The organism is Glutamicibacter halophytocola (assembly GCF_001302565.1).
GTDB classification, from domain to species: Bacteria; Actinomycetota; Actinomycetes; order Actinomycetales; family Micrococcaceae; genus Glutamicibacter; species Glutamicibacter halophytocola.
Genome location: NZ_CP012750.1, coordinates 3,174,637 through 3,191,951 on the forward strand (window position 1 = coordinate 3,174,637; position 17,315 = coordinate 3,191,951).

The following is a 17,315-nucleotide window of genomic DNA, read 5'->3' on the forward strand; positions in this document are numbered from 1 at the left end:
CTGATGGGCACGGTTGCTTGGGCTGGGCGCAAGATCGGCGGCGCCCTGGTGGTGCTATGGCTGGTGGCCACGGCCATCTTCATCGCCATCCGGCTGATCCCCGGCGACCCGGCCGAAGCAATCATGGGCGGACCGGGCTCCCAGGCTTCGGCCGAAGCCCTGGCCGCCGCCCGGGCAGAGTACGCGTTGGACCAGCCGCTCTTCGCGCAATACCTGCTGTATCTGGGCAAGCTGCTGGTGCTGGACTTCGGCACCTCCTACTCCCTGAAACAGCCGGTCGCCCAGGTCATGGGCGAGGTTCTGCCCAATACCCTGTGGCTCTCGCTGCTGGCCCTGGCCGCCGCCTGGCTGATGGCCCTGTGCTTCGCCGCGGCAGCCACCCGGTCCAGCCGCTTTGCCAGCCAGCTGGGCAGCCTGATGGAAATCATCGCCGCCGCCGTCCCGCATTTCTGGCTCGGCGCGGTGCTGATCATGCTCTTCTCCTCCGCATTGGGCTGGCTGCCTGCCGTGGACAACGGCTCCGCCCAAGGCCTGGTGCTCCCGGTGCTGACCCTGGCGCTGCCGCTGGCTGGATTCCTCACCCAATTGATGCGCGATTCCCTGGGCGAGGCGATGGGCAGCCAGTTCGCCCTGGCCGCCCGGGCCCGCGGCGAAAGCCGGCTCAAGCTCTTCTGGCGCCATGGCCTGCGCCATGCGGCCCTGCCTGCGCTGGGCCTGACCGGCTGGGCGTTTTCTTCGCTGCTCTCCGGAGCCGTGGTGGTCGAAGCAATTTTCGCCCGCCCGGGCCTTGGCCGCTCCCTGCTCTCCGCGGTCTTGGCCCGCGATATTCCGATGGTTACCGGCATCGCCTTGTTCTCCGCGCTGGTCTACATCGTGGTCATGGCCTTGGCCGAAGGGCTCGAACGGCTCATCAACCCGGCGGGTGATCAGCGATGAGCCGCACCGCAAAAATCCTCTCCGCCATCGTCATCGGCCTCTGGCTGCTGATGGCCCTGGCGCCCTCGGTCCTGGCTCCCGGGGATCCGCTGGCCATCAACCCGGTGCAAGCCTTCCAGAAACCAGGGGCGGCGAACTTCTTCGGCACCGACGAATCGGGCCGCGATATCTACACCCGCGTCATCCATGGCGCCTCGGACTCGCTATCCATCGGCCTGGCCGCCACGGCCCTGGGCATGGGGCTGGCCATCATCCTGGGCACCGTTGCCGCGCTCTCCCCGCGCTTGATCGATGACATCATCCTGCGCGTGCTCGAAGCGCTCTATGCCATTCCCTCCTTGCTGATGGCACTGCTGATCATTGCCTTCACCGGTCCGGGCGTGGGCCCGGCCATCGTGGCCGTCGGCCTATCCACGGCTCCCGGCTATGCCCGGCTGGTGCGCAGCCAAATCCGCAGCCTGAAGAACTCCGAAATGCTGGAGGCCGCCACCGTGCTCGGCCGCGGCAGCTGGCTCAAGGTCCGCAACCATCTGGTGCCCAATGCGCTCAAGCCGCTGCTGGCGCTGGTGACCCTGGGCATCGGCCAGGCCGTCATTTGGGCCGCGGCCCTCTCCTTCCTCGGCCTGGGCGCCGCCCCGCCCGCTCCGGAATGGGGTGCCATGCTCTCGGCCGGCCGCACCTACCTGCACCTTGCCTGGTGGATGAGCCTCTTCCCAGGCCTTGCCATCGTGGCCGTCGCGGTGTCCGCAACCCTGATCGGCCGCGCCCTGGGCGGAAAGGTGAAGTCGCTATGAGTGAACAGGAGCTCATCACCGTCAAGGACCTGTCGGTCAGCTTCAACGGAGCACCCGCGGTGAAGAACATCTCCCTGGCTATCCGCGCTGGCCGGGTGCTGGCGCTGGTCGGCGAATCCGGATCCGGCAAATCCGTGACAGCGCGCAGCCTTTTGGGCCTTTCCGGCGGGAGTGTCAGCGCCGGCGAGCTTACCATTTGCGGGCGGGACGCGCTGGGCCTGGATGACCGGGCGTGGCAGAAGATCCGCGGCAATTCGATTTCGATGATTCTGCAAGATGCGCTGATGGCCTTGGACCCGCTGCGACCGGTGGGCCGGGAAATCGCTGACGGGCTCAAGGATCATGGCTCGCTGTCCAAGCCAGAGCGTGAGCAGCGGGTGCACGAGGTGCTCACGTCGGTAGGCATGCCCGAGCCCGGGCTGCGCGCCAAGCAGCGCTCCCCCGAGCTTTCCGGCGGCATGCGCCAGCGCGCCCTCATTGCCCAGGCGCTGGCCGGCAACCCGCAGGTGGTGATCGCCGATGAGGCAACCACCGCGCTGGATTCGGCACTGACGGCACTGGTCCTTTCGCAGCTGCGCAAGCTCAAGGAGCAGGGCCGCGGCGTGCTGATGATCAGCCATGATCTGGCGCAGGTGGCCCACCTGGCCGATGACATCGCGGTGATGCGCCACGGCGAAATCGTCGAAGCTGGACCGGCCGAACAGGTCTTGAATCACCCACAGCACGACTACACCCGCAAGCTCCTGCAAGCGGTGCCCTCGGGCGTCCCGCGCTTCGCGCCGCTTTCTGCAGCTGGCGCTGTGCTGCCGCCAGTACTTGCCCCGAAAATTATTGCCGGCCCGCCGGCCCTCTCGGCCAATAACCTGTCGAAGAGCTTTGGAAAGCACGCGGCTGTGGACGCGGTGAGCTTCGAATTGCCGCGGGGGAAAACCCTGGGCATAGTGGGTGAATCCGGGTCCGGGAAAACCACCACCGCGCGCATGGTGCTGGGTTTGCAGAAACCGGATTCCGGCACCGTTGACCTGCTCGGCGAGCGCTTCGCGCCCCTGGCCGAGGGGCAACGCCGAAAGCTACGCGAGCAGATGGGCGCGATCTACCAGAACCCCTTGGGCTCCTTTGATCCGCGCTATTCCGTCGGCCAGCTGCTGGCCGATGCGCTCAGCGGCGGCAAGACCAAGCGGACCGCTGGCTACCGCAACGAGGTGGCTGGATTGCTGGAACAAGTGGAACTTTCCACCAGCCTGCTTCCGCGCTCTCCTCGCGAGCTCTCCGGCGGACAGCGCCAGCGCCTGGCCATCGCTCGCGCCCTGGCGCCACGGCCTTCGGTGCTGGTTTTGGACGAGCCGGTGTCGGCGTTGGATGTTTCCATCCAGGCCACCGTTTTGGATCTGCTGGATCGGATTCAGCGCGAGACCGGAACCAGCTACCTGTTCATCAGCCACGATCTGTCGGTCATCGAGCATATGAGCGATACCGTGGCGGTCATGCACCAGGGCAAAATCATCGAGCAGGGCGACACTGCGTCGATCTTCGCCTCGCCGCAGCAGGAATACACCCGGATGCTGCTCTCGGCGATGCCCCGGCTGCGCTGAGTCCTAAAGTTCCCGCTGGCACAGTTGACAAAATTTATGAGTTTCGCGGGGCTGGATCATCATCGATGTCAGCCGGCAATTTTGGCGCCATGCTGGTTTTCATGCGATTCATCAATGGTCACCCTGGATTCGATTCGCGCGCCGACTGCATTGGCGTATCGCCTGATCGTTTCCAGGCGCGGATTTGAATCGTACTGTTCCATTCTCGATACCCTTTGGCGTGTCACTCCAAGTATTATGGCGACTTCATCCTGCGTCATGCCACGCTCAACACGGATGTCAACGAGATCAGAAATCATCTGCCGATGAGACTGGGACAAGCTCTTCGCACGTTGTCGTATTGCTTCGGAATTCGACAAATGGGGCCAGCTGGTTTTATTTGCCATGGCTGAAATGATAATTCCGCTCCTAACGCTGCGCAACTTTTAAGTTGCTTCTTCAGGTGAACCGGTACCTTGAGACCGCAAAGCCCATTTGCTCTTCCTGATCCCGCCGCGAGACCGCCAGCGATGCCTGCCCGTCGTGCCAGGTCCGCTTGATGCGCTTGTGCAATCTAACTAGAACTGAGGGGTAGCTTGAAGGTTCACCGTGATAGAAACGTAGTTTTCTTTGCAGAACCTGCAACCGAAGTTCATATAGATCAGGGTCCATCCGCACCGGCTTCAGTGGTGTTTTAGCATTTCCAACATGTAGTAATTTCCCAGCTGCTGCGTCCTCGAATAGCCCATCAATTTCTCCGAGACAATGGTTTCGGGCGAAGAAATCGAGGCTATTGAGCCAGCCATCCAGCTCCATGACGCGTTTATTTGCGGCGTCGTAACTGAAGACCCACCTGTATGGCGCATTTTCTGGGTGGCTGCATCGCGAGTCCGCACCGCTTCGAGATTTCATGAAACCGAAGCTAGCTAATAGTTTCCCCTACGAGCAGCTCCCCTACGCGAGTTCTGGAAATCCCTCTTGGCGCACGTCAAAAGTCGACGACTGAAAACGGCAAATGCCCCGACGCCCAGCACGAATTGCGCGGACGCCGGGGCATGACACCGAAGTCGACTGAACCCTAGATCTTTTCGATCAGCTCGTCCTTGACCTGCTTGCGCAGGATCTTGCCGAGCAATGAACGCGGCAGCTCTTCGACCTGGACCACGCGCTTGGGCACCTTGTAGGCGGCGAGCAGCTCGCGGCAATGGGCACGCAGCCCGTCCTCGTTGAGTTCAACGCCCGGTTCCAGCTGCACCGCGGCAACCACCATCTCTCCGCCGCGGGCCAGCGGCTTGCCGAAGGCCGCGGCGTCAACCACGTCGGCGTGCTGGCGCAACGCGATTTCCACTTCGGTCGGCGAGACGTTGAAACCGCCGGTGATGATCAGTTCCTTGGCCCGGTCCACGACCTGGGTGAATCCGTCCTCGTCAACGGTGACCACATCGCCCGAACGCAACCAGCCATCGCCGGTTTTCACCTTGGCGGTCTCTTCGGGGTTGTTCCAATAGCCCTGGAACACCTGGGGACCCTTGATCAGCAGTTCACCGGCCTCGCCTTGGGCTACCTCCTTGGACGGATCATCCACCTCGACAACCTTCATCAAGGTCGAGGGGAAAGGCACGCCGATGGTTCCGGTGCGCCGGCTGGGGTGGAAGGGATTGCCCAGCGCCACCGGGGAGGATTCGGTCATGCCATACCCTTCGACCAGCAGCCCGCCGGACATGGATTCCCACAGTTCCACGACATGCTCTGGCAGGTTCATGGCCCCGGAAATGCAGTACTTGGCGCTCTTGAGCGACATGCCGCGTTCCTTGGCGGCCAGCGCGGTGCGTTCGTAGATCGGCGGGACGGCGCAGTACACCGTGGCGGGCGACTTTCTCCACGCGTCCAGGATCATCTGGGCATCGAACTTCGGGAACAGCACCAGCAGGCCCTGCTTCTTCACGCCGAAGGTCAGGTAAAGGGTCATGCCGAAGGCATGGAACATCGGCAGGATCGCGTAGAGGATTTCCTCGCGCTCCTTGGCGCCGAGCATCCAGGCCTCGCCCTGCAGGGCATTGGAATACAGGTTGAAGTGGGTGAGCATGGCGCCCTTGGGGTGGCCCGTGGTGCCGGAGGTGTACTGGATGACGGCCAAGTCATCCACGTCGGGGTGCGGGTGGTTGGCATCAAGCCGGCCGCCTCCGAGCAAGTCTTTCCACGCCGTGGTTCCCGAGGTGCCGGTGGTCAGCGAGGCCTTGGTCTCGCGCAGCTTCTTCACCGGAAGGTTCAGCGCCATCTTCTTCAGTGGCGGGAAGGCATCCAGCAGGTTGACTGCTATGACTGCGTCCAGCTGCACGTCCTTGGGGAATTCCTGCAAGGTGCCCACGACCTTGTCCCAGGCAATGGCCACGCGCGCCTGGTGGTCTTCGAATTGGTGGCGCAGCTCTCGGGCGGTGTACAGCGGATTGTGCTCCACCACCACGGCCCCCCAGCCGCAGGACAGCGTAGAAAGCCACCACATGCTGCGGGCAGTTGGGCAGGATCAGGGCCACCCGGTCCCCGGCACGCACCCCGAGCTTGCGCAGCCCTTCGGCCGCCTGCTCCACCTGTTCGCCGAGCTTCGCATAGCTGGTGCGCCGCCCAAAGAATTCTGTAGCCGGGCTCTGGCCTGCTTCAGCCACCGAGCGTTCGAACATGCGGCTGAGCGCTTCGGTAGGCAGGTCAATACTTGCAGGGACGCCGGGCTGGTAATTGGCCACCCAGGCGGGCGCAGCGCTGTTCTCCATAGCTCCCATCATGCCCTACGCGCCGGTAGCAAAGCGATTCTACTGGGCGCCAAGGACATGCCCCCGGCCAAAACGCAGCAAAATTGTCCGGTGCACCAACTAGACTGCGAGCCAAGTAGAGTAGCACCCGCGCTCACGCCCCGGAGGCATCCATGGCACGCTGTTATCCGCAAGACCCTGAATTTACCGAGAAGACTGCAGCAGAACAGAAAGTCTTCGAAATCCTTCGCCGCGCCTTGCCCGATGAGGTGCTGCTCTTCCATTCGGTACAGTTGCGCAATCAGCGTGCGGAACATGAGATCGACCTTCTGGTGTTGTGGCCGCACGTTGGCATTGCGGTCATCGAAGTCAAGGGCGGGCGGCTCACGGTGGAAGAGGGCACCTGGTACCAATCCGATGGCAAGGGCAAGCATCGCATCCAAAGCCCCATGGCCCAGGTGCAAAGCGCCGCCCATGCGTTCAAGCAGGCCCTCGCCCCCTTGATGGGAACCCCGATCACCAGCAAGATGGCCGATGTGGTGTGCTTTCCCTATACCGATTGGCCGAGCCATTACAGCTCTGTAGGCGTGCCGCGTGAACTCATCATCGACCGTGCCCAGCTGGCGGATCTGGATTCATTGCTGCGCCGCGCCATCGAGGACCACGGCGGCGGTCTAGCTGGGCTGAGTCCCGAGTTTGCCCAGCGCATGGTCAAGCACCTCACAGGGGACACCGGCCCATTGGGCGAGACCAATGATTCCTTCGGTCATGGCGATGCACTGAGCAACGAAGACCTGCAAGAAACCCTCACCAGCAGGCAAGCGATCTTGCTCTCTTCAACCCGCTCCTTGAATCGCGTGAGTTTTATCGGCGGTGCAGGCAGCGGAAAAACGTGGATGGCCCTGGAGAAGGCACGGCAGCTGGCTAAAGAGGGGCTGCGCGTCGGCTTGTTCTGCTACAACAAGGGCCTGGGCCATTATCTCAAGTCGCAGGTGGATCTGTGGCGGCAGAACAAGCCCTCGCATACCGGCGAATTCCATGAGTACGCCCGCTCGGTCGGGGTCCCGGACGGCACCGGCCAGGAGTATTTCGATGTCGCCATGCCCCAGCTGCTCAGGGAGCTGGGACCATCATTGCCGCAGTCGCAGAAGTTTGACGCCGTGATCGTTGATGAAGCCCAGGATTTTGCTCCGGGCTGGTGGGAAGCGCTGCTTTCCTGCACCAAGGATCCGCTTAACGGCCAGGTCTATGCGTTCATGGACAACCGGCAAGACGTTTATCAGCGGTGGAGTGGTGAAAACATCGGCGATGGCACTCCGCTGGTGCCCATCCATGTCGATGACAACCTGCGCAACACCCGGAGCATCGCCCGGACATTCAAGGAAATCATCGGCAGCAACGTCAAGCTGCGCGGCGGCGAAGGACTGCCCGTTCGGTTTGTGCACTGCCCAACCCAAGACGCCGTGGACATCGCATCGGATTGTGTTGACCGGTTGATCGATGAAGGCTGGGCCAACAACCAGATTGCCTTGCTGACCACCAATCGGCGGCACCCCATCCACCAGGACCACTATGACAACGGAACGATCGATACGGAGTATTGGCCAGCGTTCCATGCTCGCGAGGAGGAATTCTACGGCCATGTGCTTGGGTTCAAGGGGCTGGAGAGAAGCGTGGTCATTCTTTGCGTTAATGGCTTCAACGACATGAACCGAGCCACCGAGCAACTATATGTCGGATTCTCCCGGGCGCGCAGCCTCCTAGTGGTGGTTGGCGACCGCCAGCTGGTGGATGAAGCTAGCGGAGCGAACCTGCAGATTTCCCTGAAGGATGCCACCGACTGGACCGCGCCAGAAGCCCTGGCAGGCTAGAAATTCAGCCCGCGAGCAGCCACATCCCACAGCTCAGAACTTCCATCGGGATGCACCGCTAGCACCGAATCAACCAGGTTCACCGCCTGGCACACGTGATTCGGGATCACCTGCAGCTGCGTGCCGTGCGCTGGCAGCTCGAGGTTTTCAGGCCACAGCACCGTGGCGTGATGTTCCGAGAGCGCGCTGATCCGCGCGTCAAGGCACTGGGCAATGCGGCCATAGCCGGTAGCCCATGCGGGACGATCGCTGCCAAGTATTTTGCTTCCGGCATCCAGCACAAGGCGGCGCGGAATCTGCTCATTGCCTTCATGGCGGCTGACCACGGTCGCGGCCACGGTCAAGGCGATCTCGTCGAAGCCGGTGCGGCCGAGCTCATACTGCTGCGCGTCGCCGAAAACATAGACCCCCGGGCGCACCTCGGTCAGCACCGAATTATCACTGAGCGCCGCGGTGGGAGTTGATCCGCCGCTGATCCGCTTGATGGTGAACCCGGCCTCGCGCAGAATCCTGGTCGCTTCGGCCAGCGCCTTGTGCTCGTCGTTGACGGCGCAGTCGATGCCGTCAGGGTTGTAGCTGTGCCCCGGGAAGGTGAAGACTCCATGCACGCGCATGCCTGCGGCACGCGCGGCCTCGGCGATAGCCAGCGCATCGTGCGGGCTGACGCCACTGCGATGATGGCCGCTGTCGATTTCGATCATGAGGCGGATCTTTGCTGCTTGCGGCCCGAGCATCCGCGCCATTTGTTCCACGGCCTGCACCGAATCGGTGCCAATGCTGAGCTTGGCGCGCTTCATCAATTCCTGGATCCGTTGCGCCTGGGACTCATCGACCCATAGCGGATAGGCGATGAAGATCTTGGCCACGCCTTGCAGGGCAAAACTCAGTGCTTCGCCCACGGTGGCCACGGTGAGCCCGACCGCCCCTGCCTCCAGCTGGCGTCCGGCGACTTCGAGCATCTTGTGCGTTTTAGCATGAGGACGCAATTTCAGGCCTTGGCTGGCGACCCGATGGGCCATTTTTTCGATGTTCTTCTCCAGCTGCTCCACATCGATCATGATGTGCGGCGTACTGGTTCCAGCCGGGATTGTGGCCACGTCTACCGTTCCTTAGTGCTTGTTGTGCATCGCGGTGACGGTCCTGCCCGAAGTTGAATCCGCCGAACAGAGAGATTACCGCAGGTACCTATCAACACGCCAAGTGCTCACTGGCGCTGGGCTGGACCGGTACGCGCAGCCAGCTTGGTGGACAGCTCATGGGCATGATGCAGCAACAGCTCACCGAGTTCTTTTCTCCGTTCGGCCTCGAATCGCGTATGGATGCCGGTCAGGCTCAAGGCCCAGGCCGGCTGCCCTGAGCTGTCGAAGACCGCCGCGCCCATTCCCCAGCTTCCCTCGACGATCAGTCCCGGATTGACCGAATAGCCGAGTTTCCTGGTTTCAGCGATCTTCTTGCGCAGTTCCCTGGCGCTGTGGGCTGGCCCGTATTCGGCTTCCAGGCTGCTGCCGGCCAGGTAGCGCTTCATGCTTTCTTCGGGCAGGAAAGCCAAAATTGCCATCCCCGCTGAAGCCACTCCCAGCGGGAAGCGCCGGCCTTCATAGAGCACAAAGGACCGGATCGGGAAGGCTCCGTCCTGGCGGAGCAGGCAGACGGTTTCATCGGAGCGCCGCGCGGAGAGGAAGGCGCTCTCTCCGGTCTGTTCGGCCAGCGCCGTGACGTGCTCGCGCGCCAGCTCGCTGATGTCGTAGCGTTCGGCGGCTACGGCTCCCATGAGGTACAGCTCCGGTCCCAGCAGCCATTTGCCGGTGCGATGATCGTGATCGCAGAATCCTTCGGTAACCAATGCCGAGAGCAGCCGGTGCACGGTGGGCCGGGCCAATGAGGTGGCGCGGGCCGCCTCGGTGGTCGTAATGCCAGCGGGCATCGAGGTGCTCACGGTTCGCAGCACGGCAGCCAGCCGGCCGACAACCTGCGCACCTGCCGGTAAATTGCTCATGGCCATATTATGGACGATGTTTGTCCATTGCCCTGTATTTGCCGGAGCAGGGGCGCATACTGTGGGGCATGGAGAATTCATGGCAACTAGTCATTGACTGCACCGACCCGCGGACCATGGTGGAATTCTGGTCCCAGGCAATGCGCTACATTCCCGAGGCGCCTCCGGAGCCCCACGCAACCTGGCGCGAGCATTGGCAAGCCATGGGCGTTCCGGACGATGAATTGGGCCCCGGGGTTGGCGACCTGCCCGAGTCGCTGGTCGACCCGCAAGGCAACGGTCCGCGCTGGTGGTTCCAGCAGGTGCCCGAGGCCAAAAGCATCAAGAACCGGCTGCATGTTGATCTCCTCGTCGGCGGCGGACGCAGCGTCGAATTCGAGACGCGCAAGGAGCGGGTAACCCACGAGGCGCAGCGGTTGGCGGACCTCGGCGCCACCATCCGAGAGGTGATGGACCTGCCCGAAATGGACCATTTTGCAGTGTGCATGGCTGATCCCGAAGGCAACGAATTCGATGTCGTCTAGCTCCCAGCACAAGCGTTCATATTATGGACAGAGAATCCGTTTTTCCTCACCATCCGATCAATACGCAGGCAATGTCCTGATCGCTATTGAATGCTCATCTGCGACTACGTAACTTTGGAAGTAGACACATCCGCACTCCACATAGTGGACGCAGGGAGATATCGATGACAACGAAGTTTCGAGAAGACGCGGCCGCTGAACTAGCCGCCGTCGTTAGGGATGGCATGACCATCGCCGTGGGAGGCTTTGGCCTCTCGGGAATACCCAACAGGCTGATCACCGCCTTGCGGGACTCCAAAGCCACCAACTTGACCATCGTGTCCAACAATATGGGCGTGGATGGAAAGGGCCTGGGCATCCTCTTGGAAAACCGGCAGGTCTCCAAGGTCCTGGCCTCCTACGTGGGAGAAAACAAGCTATTCGCTCAGCAGTTCCTCGACGGGGATCTTGATGTGGAATTCTGCCCCCAAGGCACCCTCGCGGAACGCTTACGAGCTGGCGGTGTAGGCATTCCAGCCTTCTTCACGCCAACCGGCGTGGGCACTCCAGTGGCCGAAGGCAAGGAAGTCATGGAGTTCAACGGCAAGCCAGCGATCCTGGAACGCGGAATCTTCGCGGACATCGCGCTGGTCAAGGCCTACCAATCCGACTCCGAGGGCAACCTGCGCTATCGGATGACCTCCCGGAACTTCAACCCATTGGTTGCCATGTCCGGACGCCATACGTTTGCCGAAGCCGAGCACATCCTCGATGACTATCTTGATCCATCCCTGGTCGAGACCCCGGGCATTTTCGTGCAGACCCTGGTGCAGGCCGATCAGGTCAAGGACATTGAACAGCGCACCGTGCGCAGCAGGCAGGAGGCCTAGGCATGTGGACTCGTGATGAAATGGCGGCGATTGCCGCCAGCGAACTGACCGACGGGCAATACGTCAACCTCGGCATCGGCATCCCCACCCTGGTGGCCAATCACCTTCCCGAGGGCGTCTCGGTGAAGCTCCAAAGCGAGAACGGCCTGCTTGGCATGGGCCCCTTCCCCTATGAGGGCGAAGAAGATGCCGACCTGATCAACGCCGGCAAGCAGACAGTCACCATCCTGCCCGGTGGAAGCTTCTTCGACTCGGCAACATCCTTCGGCATGATTCGAGGCGGCCACGTGCAAACAGCCATCCTCGGTGCATTGCAGGTAGCCGCAAACGGCGACCTCGCCAACTGGACCATCCCGGGCAAGCTCGTCAAGGGCATGGGCGGTGCCATGGACCTGGTTGCCGGCACGCCCCGTGTCATTGTCTTGACCGACCACACCGCCAAAGATGGAACGAGCAAGATTGTGGAATCCTGCGACTTGCCCCTGACCGGTGTTGGCGTGGTAGACCGCATCATCACCGACCGCGCGGTTTTCGACATCGAGCAAGGGCGAATGACCTTGCGCGCCGTAGCCCCGGGCGAAAGCCCAGAAACCATTAAAGAGATCACGGCAGCAGAATTTGCCGTCGGCATCCTGGAGGACCCGAAAGCATGAGCGTCAAAATCGTGGGCTACGCCCGCACCCCCTTTGTGAAATTCAATGGCGTCTTCGCCAGCGTTCCAGCCACCGAGCTGGGCGCCCACGCCGCCAAGTCGGCGCTGGAGCGTGCCGGTGTTGACCCCAGCGAAGTCGAGCAGGTCATCGTTGGACAGGTGCTTCAAGGCGGAGCAGGCCAGAACCCCGCTCGCCAGTCGGCCGTCGGCGCGGGCATTCCGCTGAATGTTCCGGCCATCGCGGTCAACGCAGTCTGCCTTTCCGGAGCCGAAGCTGTGGTTGCCGGCACTCGCCTCATCAACAATGGCGAAGCCGATATCGTTCTGGCCATCGGCCAGGAATCCATGTCCCTGGCACCTCACGTTCAGCGAGCCCGTGCAGGAACCAAGTACGGTGCCATTGAATTGATCGACACCCTGGAATACGACGGCTTGACCGATGCCGCAGAAAAGCGCTCGATGGGCGCTTCCACCGAAGAGCACAACGCCAACCTGTCATTAACCCGTGAAGAGCAGGACAAGGTGGCCGCCGCGTCGCATCAGCGCGCCGCTGCCTCCCGGGACTTCGCCGCCGGGGAGATCGCCCCGTTCACCATCACGACGCGCAAGGGCGAAACCACCTATTCCGAGGATGACGGCATTCGCGAATCAACCACAGTTGAAACGCTGTCCACCTTGCGCCCGGCGTTCTCGAAAGACGGCAGCATTACCGCAGGCAACTCCTCGCAAATCACCGACGGCGCGGCGGCCGTGGTGCTGGCCAGCGACGCTGCCATTGCGCGGCTGGGCCTGAGCCCGATGGCTGAAGTCGTTTCACATGCTTTTGTCGCCGGACCGGACCGCACCTTGCACGAACAGCCATCAAACGCCATCGCCGCCGCGCTGCAGAAGGCTGGCGCCCAAGCTGCAGACTTGAAGGCCGTTGAAATCAACGAGGCTTTCGCCGCGGTGGTAGTCCAGTCGGCCAAGGTTCTGGGCTTGGACGAAAAGATCGTGAACCAGCATGGCGGGGCCACCGCCTTGGGCCACCCTATCGGCGCTTCAGGCGCACGCATTATCGGAACGCTGGCCCGCCAGCTGCAGGAATTGCCGGCAGGCTCGCTGGGCGCCATCGGCATCTGCGGTGGCGGCGGACAGGGCACCGCCGTGGTGCTTCGCTCGCTGTAGCTCGAACAACCCAGAAGGCTGCCGGCGAATTATCGCCGGCAGCCTTCTGTTCGCAGCTGGGCTTCTAGTGCCAGAGCGGTTCGCGGGACACGTAGGTGGTCAGCAACCGCGCGTCCAGTTCACGGCAGGTCCCGTTGGCCACCCGCGGATCGGCTTCCGAGGTCAATGCGCTGAGCACCGAGCTGATCAGCGCTCCATGGCTCACCACCAGCACGTTTTCCCCTGGGTGCTGCTGGCTGATCTTGAACAGGGCGTTGATCGCGCGTTCAACGAGGTGCTGCTCGGTTTCGCCAGATCCAATGTGCACTTGGCGCTGTTCATCGGCCGGGTGTCCTACCAGCTTGCCTTCCCAATCGCCGAAGTCCTGTTCCATGAGCTCCGGGTTTTCGTGCAGGGCACGGGTGCCGACGCCGTTGGCGATAATTTGCGCAGTCTGCAGCGCCCGGAACAGCGGGGAGGAATAGACCGCAGCCCACGGCCCCTGCATCGCGAGGTCGGCTGCCAGCTGCCGCGCTTGGCGCACTCCGGTGTCGTTCATCGGCAGGTCGCTGCGTCCGTGCAGCCTCCCTGCCTTGTTCCACTCGGTCTGGCCATGGCGGATCAATACAATTTTCTGTTCACTCATCGTCTTCTTCTTTCTTGCGTGCACTTCCAGATCCTGATCTTGAGTGCGAAGTTCTTGCCAATATCAGTTGGCGGCCCGCTGGCCGCCCGCCGACGGGGTTGGCGCCGCGTCCTGCGGCCCGGTCATAAGGTGGTCGCTGTAGGCAACGAACCAATTCACTGCTTCTTGCCCTATTTGAAGTACCCCAAATCCTGATCCGGATTCCGCGAGAATTTCATCTGGGGCAAAAGGATTCATGTTGTAGGAAACTGCTGGCGCCATGAACACCGGGGTATTGATCAGCTGGCTCGTTGCCGCCTGGTGGTAATGCCCGCAGAGGATGGCCCTGATATCGGTGCCGGCGGTGATCGCGGCCAAAGCCATCGGATCCTTTAATCCACGCCCGGCTCTCGCTGGACTCGCGGCTGCCACCGGCGGGTGGTGCAATAGCAGCACCGAACCAAGTGGTGCCGGCGCGGTGAGCAATGACTGCAACCACGACAGCTGGGCCTGGTCCACTTCGCCTTGCGCCAGCTGGAATCCGCCGCTGTCCAACCCGATAATCCGCAATCCCAGCACTTCATGCACGGTATTGGCCGGGTAGGGGCCGGTCGATAACCGCTGGGTATTGAATTCCGTGCCGACGCTTCCTAGTGGATCGTGATTGCCCGGAACACTGATCACCGGGCAGCCAAGCTCCTCTTGGATGTCATTGAGCATCGCCGCGGCCGCCGGGTGGATCGGAGCGCCTCGGTCGGCGATGTCTCCGGTCACGACGATTGCGTCTGGCGAAAAGTGCTGCGTGGCCCGCAGGGCATGGCGAGTTCGCCGCCAGGAATCAATGTTTCCATGAAGCAACCGGCCTTCAGGGCAAAGATGGGTGTCGCTCATATGAATGATTGTCAGTGGCTTCATCGATCCCTCCCCCGCGTCCTGCTGCCGTTCACTCCATTGAACTTTTTGGTTCTGACGATTAGGTGAACAAGGAACCGACGAGATGTGAAGTCCTAGCGAATCCCTGTTTTTCGATTACCGAACAAAATTTGCCGAAATCATGGGATATTCCCCGCAATACATGCGATCTGCGGTATATGAACAGCGAGTAGCACCCAAAACGACTACCCTTAGAAGAGCAGATTTGAATCCACCTAGGAGCTACATCCATGACGGGCAGCAAAGTCGTCGCCTTTGGCCACTTCCAGCCAGAGCGCATCGTCCCAAACACCGAGCTGGAAAAGCTGGTGGAAACCAGCGACGAATGGATTACTCGCCGCGTCGGTATCGAGGAACGCCGCTGGGGCACCGGTGTTGAGACCGTGGACTCCATGGCCATCAAAGCCGCAGAGATGGCTTTGGGCAATTCGGCGGACATCACGGCAGCTGATATCGATCTGATTGTTGTTGCTACCTGCACCGCAACTGACCGCTCGCCTAATATGGCTGCCCGCGTTGCCAGCGCACTGAATATGGAGCAGGGTCCTGCCACCATGGATGTCAACGTGGCTTGCTCGGGCTTCGCCCATGCAGTCGGCATCGCCCAGGGAGCCATCGCCGCAGGCTCCGCGAAGAATGCACTGGTCATCGGCTCGGAAATGCTCACCGATTACACCGACTTCAGCGATCGCACCACGTGCGTTTTGACCGCTGATGGGGCTGGAGCATTCATCATCACCGCTTCGGAGGATAACGGAATCTCGCCGGTCGTGTGGGGCTCGGTTCCATCGCTGTCAGACGCTGTTCGCATTGAAACTGAAAACAACATGAAGTTCGCGCAGAATGGCCAAAGCGTTTACCGCTGGACCGTTACGCAGCTTCCAAAGATTGCTTCGCAAATTATCGACCGCGCAGGCATGAAGCCAGAAGAGCTGGACGCGATTGTCCTGCACCAGGCCAACCTTCGCATCATCGAGCCGCTGGCTGAGAAGATCGGCGCTCCGAACGCACGCGTGGCCACCGACGTGGTCTATTCGGGCAACACCTCGGCAGCATCGGTTCCGCTGGCCCTGTCGAAGATGATGGCCTCGGATGAGCCACTGCCTTCAGGTTCCAAGGCTTTGCTCTTTGCCTTCGGTGGCGGCCTGGCTTACGCCGGCCAGATCATCACCATCCCGTAAGCATTGACCACCACTAGTGGGCGCCCCGGCATTCTTGCCAGGGCGCCCACTAGTGCTTTAACAGCGTTTCACGGGAGATCCAAGATCATTCCCGCAATCCCCTTGCCCAAATGCGTTAGTCACTGCTAACGTATCTTTTATGCTTGATCTGCTGGAAGTCGCATCCGAACCAACGCGAAGGCGCTTGATTCAGTTGCTGGGTTCCGGAGAACGCACGGTGACGGAACTGGCGGCAAATTTCACGGTCTCCCGTTCCGCCATCTCACAACACCTGCTGCTTTTGATTGACGTGGGACTGCTGCAAGCGCGCAAGGATGGACGCAGCCGCTACTACTCGCTGAACCCGGCAGGCATCGCGAAGCTCAAGGTCCTCCTTGACTCGTTTTGGAACACCGAACTTGATCTGCTTGTCGCCGAAGCCGCCGATTTGGCAGCGCTCGGCACACTGCCGAATTCGCCACAGAAGCCACCAGGAGAAACGCCATGAGCTTTGAACGAACCGTCCTCCTCCCAGTTGACGCCGACACCGCCTTTGACCTTGTCACCAACCCCGAACGCCTTCGCCGCTGGCAAACCGTTGCCAACCGCGTTGATCTTCGAATGGGCGGGAGCTTCCGCTTCACCATGGGACCAGGCCATCAGGCCACGGGCACCTTCACCGAAATCGAGCCTGGCAAGCGCCTGGTGTTCACATGGGGCTGGGAAGGCTCCGACGCCGTTCCGCCGGGCGACTCAACGGTCTTCATCACCTTGGAACCCTGGGAGAATGGCACCGCAGTCACCTTGCGCCATGAAGGCCTGAACGCAGAACAGTCTTCGGGCCATGCAGAGGGATGGAACCACTTCCTGGATCGCCTCACGAGCTTTGCCCAGTCCGGCGAGCCAGTGATCGACGAGTGGAACGCCGTTCCCGAACCCCAGGACCCGATCATTTCTGCCGAGGGATCATTGGCGGCATTGCAATTTGCCCTGAACAGCATTTCAGAAGCAGACCTTGGCAGCCCCACCCCCTGCGCCGAGTTCTCGGTGAGCCAGCTGCTGGATCACCTTGCTGGTTCGATCTCCTCGATCGGCAAGGGCTTGGGCGCAGCGATTTCTGACGACCCTGCGCTCGCTGCCGAAGTTCGCATCGCCAACTTGGCACAGCCGACCCTGGAAGCCTTCGCGGCTCATGGCCTGGAAGGCGAAGTCGATCTCGGTTTTACTGCAATGCCGGCAAAAGTTGTCGCCAGCATCCTGAATCTCGAATTGTTGGTTCACGGGTGGGACTTCGCCCAGGCCACGGGGCAGGGCTTTGAGATCCATCCGGGCCATGCCGAGTACGTTCTCGGCCTGGCCCGCAAGACCATCGGTCCAGAACAGCGTGCTTCAGGCTCCTTCGCGGAAGAAGCCGTCATTGCCGAATCCGCCAGCAGCCTGGATCGCTTGATTGCCTTCACCGGCCGCGTTCCAGCAGGGGCCTGAGGACCG

General features: G+C 61.7%; 17 protein-coding genes and 1 pseudogene. 11 read left to right on the forward strand and 7 right to left on the reverse strand.

The annotated features are described in order from the left end of the window. Positions 1 to 3 precede the first annotated feature (3 nt). From AOZ07_RS14725 to AOZ07_RS14735, 3 genes are read left to right on the forward strand one after another with little or no spacing between them, the layout of a single operon-like run. Positions 4 to 936, forward strand: a complete 933-nt coding sequence (locus tag AOZ07_RS14725; protein WP_060702665.1) for an ABC transporter permease — start codon at positions 4 to 6, stop codon at positions 934 to 936. After that, on the forward strand, positions 933 to 1,730 hold the full coding sequence (locus AOZ07_RS14730; protein ID WP_060702666.1) for an ABC transporter permease: 798 nt from the start codon (positions 933 to 935) through the stop codon (positions 1,728 to 1,730). The genes AOZ07_RS14725 and AOZ07_RS14730 overlap by 4 nt, the downstream gene beginning before the upstream one ends. Then, entirely contained in the window at positions 1,727 to 3,322 is a 1,596-nt protein-coding gene (locus AOZ07_RS14735; protein WP_060702667.1) for a dipeptide ABC transporter ATP-binding protein, read from the forward strand. Before AOZ07_RS14730 ends, AOZ07_RS14735 begins: the two co-directional genes overlap by 4 nt. Before the next feature lie 68 nt (positions 3,323 to 3,390). Here the strand turns inward: AOZ07_RS14735 and AOZ07_RS18280 are convergent, their stop codons facing one another. The 3 genes and pseudogenes from AOZ07_RS18280 to AOZ07_RS14745 all read right to left on the reverse strand — a co-directional run bounded on the left by AOZ07_RS18280 (position 3,391) and on the right by AOZ07_RS14745 (position 6,069). Then, positions 3,391 to 3,708, reverse strand: coding sequence for a helix-turn-helix transcriptional regulator (locus AOZ07_RS18280; protein WP_084793287.1), 318 nt, complete (start codon positions 3,706 to 3,708; stop codon positions 3,391 to 3,393). A gap of 52 nt (positions 3,709 to 3,760) precedes the next feature. Further along, positions 3,761 to 4,117, reverse strand: coding sequence for a hypothetical protein (locus tag AOZ07_RS14740; protein ID WP_060702668.1), 357 nt, complete (start codon positions 4,115 to 4,117; stop codon positions 3,761 to 3,763). Positions 4,118 to 4,379: 262 nt separating this feature from the next. Further along, positions 4,380 to 6,069 (reverse strand): annotated as a pseudogene (locus tag AOZ07_RS14745) (long-chain-fatty-acid--CoA ligase). Between the two features lie 152 nt (positions 6,070 to 6,221). Between AOZ07_RS14745 and AOZ07_RS14750 the strand changes: the two are divergent. Beyond that, positions 6,222 to 7,919, forward strand: a complete 1,698-nt coding sequence (locus tag AOZ07_RS14750) for a nuclease-related domain-containing DEAD/DEAH box helicase (protein WP_060702669.1) — start codon at positions 6,222 to 6,224, stop codon at positions 7,917 to 7,919. Here AOZ07_RS14750 and AOZ07_RS14755 read toward each other — a convergent pair. Beyond that, positions 7,916 to 9,016, reverse strand: coding sequence for an alanine racemase (locus AOZ07_RS14755; RefSeq protein WP_098945517.1), 1,101 nt, complete (start codon positions 9,014 to 9,016; stop codon positions 7,916 to 7,918). The genes AOZ07_RS14750 and AOZ07_RS14755 overlap by 4 nt on opposite strands. 107 nt (positions 9,017 to 9,123) lie before the next feature. Continuing rightward, positions 9,124 to 9,915 carry an IclR family transcriptional regulator gene (locus tag AOZ07_RS14760; RefSeq protein WP_060703499.1) on the reverse strand — a complete coding sequence of 264 codons (792 nt, stop codon included), beginning with the start codon at positions 9,913 to 9,915 and terminating at the stop codon, positions 9,124 to 9,126. Between the two features lie 68 nt (positions 9,916 to 9,983). Between AOZ07_RS14760 and AOZ07_RS14765 the strand changes: the two genes are divergently transcribed. From AOZ07_RS14765 to AOZ07_RS14780, 4 genes are all read left to right on the forward strand, one after another. Further along, a complete protein-coding gene (locus AOZ07_RS14765) occupies positions 9,984 to 10,439 on the forward strand; it encodes a VOC family protein (RefSeq protein WP_060703500.1) in 456 nt (151 codons plus the stop codon). Between the two features lie 164 nt (positions 10,440 to 10,603). Then, positions 10,604 to 11,308 carry a CoA transferase subunit A gene (locus tag AOZ07_RS14770; protein ID WP_060702670.1) on the forward strand — a complete coding sequence of 235 codons (705 nt, stop codon included), beginning with the start codon at positions 10,604 to 10,606 and terminating at the stop codon, positions 11,306 to 11,308. 2 nt (positions 11,309 to 11,310) lie between these two features. Further along, positions 11,311 to 11,961, forward strand: coding sequence for a CoA transferase subunit B (locus AOZ07_RS14775; protein WP_060702671.1), 651 nt, complete (start codon positions 11,311 to 11,313; stop codon positions 11,959 to 11,961). Beyond that, positions 11,958 to 13,127 (forward strand): acetyl-CoA C-acyltransferase, encoded by a 1,170-nt coding sequence (locus AOZ07_RS14780; RefSeq protein WP_060702672.1) that lies wholly within the window; start codon positions 11,958 to 11,960, stop codon positions 13,125 to 13,127. The genes AOZ07_RS14775 and AOZ07_RS14780 overlap by 4 nt, the downstream gene beginning before the upstream one ends. 64 nt (positions 13,128 to 13,191) lie before the next feature. Here AOZ07_RS14780 and AOZ07_RS14785 read toward each other — a convergent pair whose 3' ends face one another. Beyond that, positions 13,192 to 13,752 (reverse strand): histidine phosphatase family protein, encoded by a 561-nt coding sequence (locus AOZ07_RS14785; RefSeq protein ID WP_060702673.1) that lies wholly within the window; start codon positions 13,750 to 13,752, stop codon positions 13,192 to 13,194. A gap of 63 nt (positions 13,753 to 13,815) precedes the next feature. Continuing rightward, positions 13,816 to 14,622 carry a metallophosphoesterase gene (locus tag AOZ07_RS14790; protein WP_236995200.1) on the reverse strand — a complete coding sequence of 269 codons (807 nt, stop codon included), beginning with the start codon at positions 14,620 to 14,622 and terminating at the stop codon, positions 13,816 to 13,818. Positions 14,623 to 14,894: 272 nt separating this feature from the next. Between AOZ07_RS14790 and AOZ07_RS14795 the strand changes: the two genes are divergently transcribed. The 3 genes from AOZ07_RS14795 (at position 14,895) to AOZ07_RS14805 (ending at position 17,309) form a co-directional block, all read left to right on the forward strand. After that, positions 14,895 to 15,845: a beta-ketoacyl-ACP synthase III gene (locus AOZ07_RS14795; protein ID WP_060702675.1), complete on the forward strand. Its 951-nt coding sequence runs from the start codon at positions 14,895 to 14,897 to the stop codon at positions 15,843 to 15,845. 139 nt (positions 15,846 to 15,984) lie between these two features. Beyond that, positions 15,985 to 16,332 carry an ArsR/SmtB family transcription factor gene (locus AOZ07_RS18960; protein WP_060702676.1) on the forward strand — a complete coding sequence of 116 codons (348 nt, stop codon included), beginning with the start codon at positions 15,985 to 15,987 and terminating at the stop codon, positions 16,330 to 16,332. Then, positions 16,329 to 17,309, forward strand: coding sequence for a TIGR03086 family metal-binding protein (locus AOZ07_RS14805; RefSeq protein ID WP_060702677.1), 981 nt, complete (start codon positions 16,329 to 16,331; stop codon positions 17,307 to 17,309). Before AOZ07_RS18960 ends, AOZ07_RS14805 begins: the two co-directional genes overlap by 4 nt. Positions 17,310 to 17,315: the final 6 nt, after the last annotated feature.